Annotated in this window: 1 protein-coding gene; it reads left to right on the top strand. The window is 59.5% G+C overall.

Going from position 1 to position 5,371, the window contains the following annotated elements; genetic code table 11:
• Positions 1 to 80: 80 nt before the first annotated feature.
• A partial coding sequence (locus tag PHT20_RS16205; protein ID WP_301021341.1) for an Hpt domain-containing protein occupies positions 81 to 5,371 on the top strand: 5,291 nt, incomplete at its 3' end.

Here is a 5,371-nt window from a genome sequence, read left to right as displayed (position 1 = left end):
ACGATGCGGCGGTGCGTACGCGCATCGACGGTTATGTGCTCAATGTCGTGAAGTCTGCACATAACGCCTGAGCCTTGTCCATGGCAGACATTTGCTGGGGTTTCGCTGCGGCTCAATCCGGCTTGCACGCACGCACCTTTTGGGCGCTATCCAGTGCTTACTTTGAATCTGTCGCGCTTGGGTTGTGTGGCGCAGACCTCTACACCAAGCGTGCGGCCTCCAGAATATTGTTGCAATACCGCACCCTGGCGTGCGGTGAGCCTGATATCTCAGAGGGTTTGGCGCAAGACCTGCTGTTTTTTTGCGCCCAGGCTGTTCCGGCAGCCGGGCAGCACGCGCCTGCACTGCGTGCGGTGCGTGAAGCCTATGGCTTGGTCAATGCAGTCGCTGCGGATTACGTCAAGCCTCAATTTGGCCGTTTCGATCCCGCCTTGCTGGCGCAGGCGCGCAAGCGCATTGCGGCGGCCACAGAAACCTGGTCGTCGCTGTCGGGGGGCGATGTAACTCGCATCAAAGTTGCTCTCGATCAATTCAATTTGGTCAGCGACTCGATCATGAAACTGCACCCCGATAGCCTTGAGCTGGCGCAAGCTTTGACGCGAACCATTGAGGCCATGGCCAAGGCAGGCACCGCCCCGGCGCCTTCCATGGCCATGGAAGTGGCCACCGCTGTACTTTATCTGGAAGCGGCTTATGACGATCTGGACCCCACCAGCGCGCAAATGGGCGAGCGCAGCCGTTGCCTGGCGCAACGACTCGACCGGGTGCTGGCAGGTGGTGAGTCAGAGCCGCTGGACAACTGGATGGAAGAGCTTTACCGGCGTGTCAGTGACCGGCAAATCATGGGCAGTGTGGTTGACGAATTGCGCGCCAGCTTGGGAGAAGTCGAAACCGGACTTGATGCTTTTTTCCGCAACTGCCAAGACAAATCACCCTTGCATGAAGTGCCGGGCAAGCTGGCGCAAATGCGGGGTGTGTTTTCGGTGTTGGGGCTAGACCAAGCCGCCTTGGCCACATTGCGCCTGCGCGACAGCGTGGCGCAATGTTTGGTGGATGAGGTTGACCCTGCGGCTGTGGCTGCTGGCGCGTTTGAGAAGCTGGGCAACAGCCTGGGTACCTTGGGCTTTTTGATTGACATGCTCAGCTACCAGCGTGAGCTGGCCAAAAAATTATTTGTGTATGACGAAGATCTGGGTGAATTCCGCTCACTCATGGGGCGGCAAAAAGACCCAGAACTCGATTCTTTGCCCTCACCTTTGACTGCCCCCACTGCAGATACGATGCCTGATGCAGTAGACGCTGCCGAAGCCAAACCGAACGAGATGTTGGCCACAGTGGTGATGTCGTTGCCAACGGCAGATGCTGCGCCTGCAACTGTTGTCCCTGTTGCACCTGTCTCCGAAGTGCCTCCACCGGCTCTCGACGATGACGAGGATGATGCCGAGCTGTTGGGCATTTTCTTGGACGAAGCGCGTGAAGTGGTCGTCAACGGCCTGCAAACCTTGGCTGCATTGCAAGCCAATGGTGCTGATTTTGAAGAGCAAACCGCACTTCGCCGCGCCTTCCACACCCTTAAGGGCAGCTCCCGAATGGTTGGGTTGACCGAGTTTGGCGAGGCAGCCTGGTCACTGGAGCAAGTGCTCAATGCCTGGTTGCCCCAGCAAAAACCAGCCAGTCCGTCGTTGATCAAATTGTCTGGCCAAGCCATGACCGCCTTTGGTCATTGGGTTGAAGACATTGCCGCCGGACAGGCCGATGCCTGGCGTGCGCAGCCCTTCAGAACCGCGGCAGACTCTCTGCGTTTGGAGAATGTGGCTACTGACTTGGTGTTGCCACAGCGCACGCAAGCGGATCTTGCGTTGCCTACCGTTGAAGAGGTAGCAGTCGTACAAGAGGCTGAGGCTGAGGCTGAGGCTTTGCCCGTTGAGCGGTTGCATGACGAGCCGACACCAACCCCAACGCCTGAGGCTGATGATGGCGCTGATGCATCGCTAGACTTCAGTCTGGATGTGCCAGAGCTGGGTTTTGACAACACCGAATTGGCATCGCCCGAATTTGCCAGCACGACGTTTGCTCAAGTTGATGCGCCTGCTGATGCTGATGCACAGGCGTTGGCTGATCTGTTGGACTTTTCTTTTGACGTGCCTGCCGCAGAGGTTCTTGCATCAGCTCCTGCGGCACAGGCTGTGTCTGCCCTTGAAGCCGAGGCGCTTGATGTCCCGACCGAAGAGGTGCCAGACGATGAAAAAATAGTTGACCTGGACAGCCTTTTGTTCCCGCCTGAGACATCATCATTGCCAGAGCCAGAGCCAGAGCCAGAGCCAGAGCCAGAGCCAGAGGAGCAGGTTCGGGTCATTGGCGATTTGCGCATTGGCATTGCGCTCTACAACGTCTATTTGAACGAGGCAGACGAGTGGTCGCGCCGCTTGCTGACGGAGTTGTCTGAGTGGTCGTTAGAGCTTGACCATCCGTTGCCAGACCACGCGGTTGCGCTGGCGCACTCGCTGGCAGGCAGTTCTGGCACGGTCGGCTTCACCGCTTTGTCTGAGTTGTCTCGCGCCCTTGAGCATGGCCTTGAACATGTGCAAATGGCTGGTGTGGGCTTGCCAGAGCATGCCCAGTTGTTTGTCGATGTGGCCGAAGATGTGCGCCGTTTGCTGCACCAATTTGCAGCCGGTTTCCTGAAAGATGCAAACCCTGATTTGCTGACTGGGCTGCACGCCTTGCTTGATACGGATTTTTCAAATTACCCCTCCGCGCCGCTGGTGCCTGAGGCTGATGTGGTGCAGGACGCGGAAGTCTCAGACGAAGAGTTCGACGCGTTCTTTGATTTGGACACCGCATCTGAAGCGGCTCCGCCCACAGCGCCCGAGTTGATACTGTCTGAGCCTGAGCCTGAACCTGAACCTGAACCTGAACCTGAACCTGAACCTGAACCTCTCTCTGCGACCGTAGATGAAGTGGTTTTGGCTGATGATGCAGAGGATGCCGCAGCGTTGTTGCCAGCCATGTCAGAGTCATTTCAAGCGACAGACGTGGTTGCTGAGTCACAGACCGAGCCAGTGCGCTCCCCCCAAGCCATTCAGCCAGAAGAGGATGACATTGAAGCCCAAGACGTGCTCGATGTCGACTTGTTCCCCATTTTTGAAGAAGAGGCGCTTGAACTCTTGCCGCAACTCAGCGCCGCCTTGCGCCTGTGGAGCGCACAGCCGGGCGCGGCAACCGCGCGTCAGCAAGCGTTGCGGGTGTTGCATACGCTCAAAGGCAGCGCCCGCTTGGCTGGCGCCATGCGTTTGGGTGAAATGGCGCACCGCATGGAGTCCGCCCTGGAGGCCATTGACCCCGCTCGGCCAGACGCCGCGGCGCTTGACAGTTTGTTGGGCCGGTTGGACAACATCTCGACTGTGTTTGAGGCTTTGCGCGCCATGCCTGAGCAAGCCTTGGTGTTGCCTGAGCGCACCCCGGTGTTGGCTGACATTGCTGAAGACACTTTGGCTGAGGCGTTGACTGCCGCTGTGCCCGCCGCTCGGCCAGAGTCCAGCGTGTCGGTGGCCTTGGCGCCCGCATCCAGTGTGGCCTCCATGGCACCAGTGTTGCCACTGCGTCGCGCAGGTGGGCAAACCATCCGCATTCGCTCGCAGTTGCTTGACCGCATGGTGAACCAGGCCGGCGAAGTGATGATCACCCGCTCACGGCTGGAGTCGAGGCTGGGACAGCTGCGTGGCTCACTCGACGAACTCACCAGCAATCTGGATCGTCTGCGGCACCAGTTGCGTGACGTGGAGCTGCAGTCAGAGTCGCAAATGCAGTCGCGCCTGGCGCAGGCCAAAGATTCTGACCAAGGGTTTGATCCGCTTGAGTTTGACCGCTTTACCCGGGTGCAAGAACTCACCCGCATGATGGCCGAGTCGGTGCACGACGTGGCCACCTTGCAGCGCAATCTGCAACAAACCGTGGCCGGCGTTGAAGACGATTTGATTGCTCAAGCGCGCCAAACCCGCGAGCTGCAGCGCGACCTGCTGCGCACCCGCATGGTCGAATTTGACAGCATCTCTGAGCGCTTGTATGGCGTGGTGCGACAAGCTGCCAAAGATGCCAACAAGTCGGTCAAGCTCGACCTTGAGGGCGGTTCGCTTGAAATTGACCGTGGTGTGCTTGACCGCGTGACGCCTGCGTTTGAGCACTTGCTGCGCAATGCCGTGGGGCATGGCATTGAATCTGCGGCTGCGCGCGTGGCTGCGGGCAAGCCGGCGCAAGGCGAAATTGTGGTGAGCCTCACGCAACAAAGCAACGATGTCACCGTGACCTTCCGTGATGACGGTGCAGGTTTGGATCTGGCACGTATCCACGCCAAGGCGCAAGCGCAAGGCTTGGTGACTGAGGGCGCACACCTGACCGACGAGCAGGTGGCTAATTTGATTTTCAGCTCGGGGTTGTCAACCGCATCTGAAACCACCGAACTCTCGGGTCGTGGCATTGGCATGGACGTGGTGCGCAACGAGGTCAACGCACTGGGTGGTCGCATCGAGCTCAGCACCCAGCCGGGCCAGGGCACCGAATTCAAGTTGATGCTGCCGCTCACCACTGCCGTCACCCAAGTGGTGCTGTTGCGGCTGGGCGACGTGGTCATGGGTGTGCCCGCCAGCTTGGTCGAGCTGGTGCGCCGCGTGCCACAAGCTGAACTCAAGGCCGCTTATGCCAGCGGTGAATTCAACTACAACAGCGATGCGCTGGCCTTTTACTGGGCCGGCGCGTTGTTGCAAACCTCGCAAGTCAGTGCCGAACCAGAGGCCAAAACAGCCTCGGTGGCCATCTTCCGCAGCGCTGGGCGGCGCGTGGCCTGGCATGTGGACGAAGTGCTGGGCAACCAGGAGGTGGTGGTCAAAAACCTCGGGCCGCAGCTCTCGCGTCTGCCTGGGCTGGCCGGTATGTCGGTGTTGGCCTCCGGCGCGGTGGTGTTGATGTACAACCCGGTGGCTTTGTCGGCTACTTATGGCGAACAAGCCCGCGCGTTCAGCGCCCGCACCGCCGAGCCTGCTGCTGTCGAACAAGCGGGTCAAGACAGCGCACGCCACACCCCTGGTGCGGCCAACCAATTGCCATTGGTGCTGGTGGTGGACGACTCCATTACAGTGCGCCGGGTCACCCAGCGGCTGCTCAAGCGCGAGGGGTTTCGGGTCTCATTGGCCTCAGACGGCTTGCAGGCGCTGGAGGTGCTGCAAGTTGAAAAACCGGCGGTGGTACTGACCGACATCGAAATGCCCCGCATGGACGGCTTTGACCTGGTGCGCAACATCCGTGGCGACGCCCACCTGAAAGACCTGCCCATCATCATGATCACCTCGCGCATTGCCGAAAAGCATCGCGAGTA

Origin of the sequence: Rhodoferax sp. (genome assembly GCF_028715765.1) — a bacterium.
Taxonomy (GTDB): domain Bacteria; phylum Pseudomonadota; class Gammaproteobacteria; order Burkholderiales; family Burkholderiaceae_C; genus Rhodoferax.
Note: the sequence above shows the minus strand (reverse complement) of the source record. Positions and strands in the feature narration are given on the sequence as shown.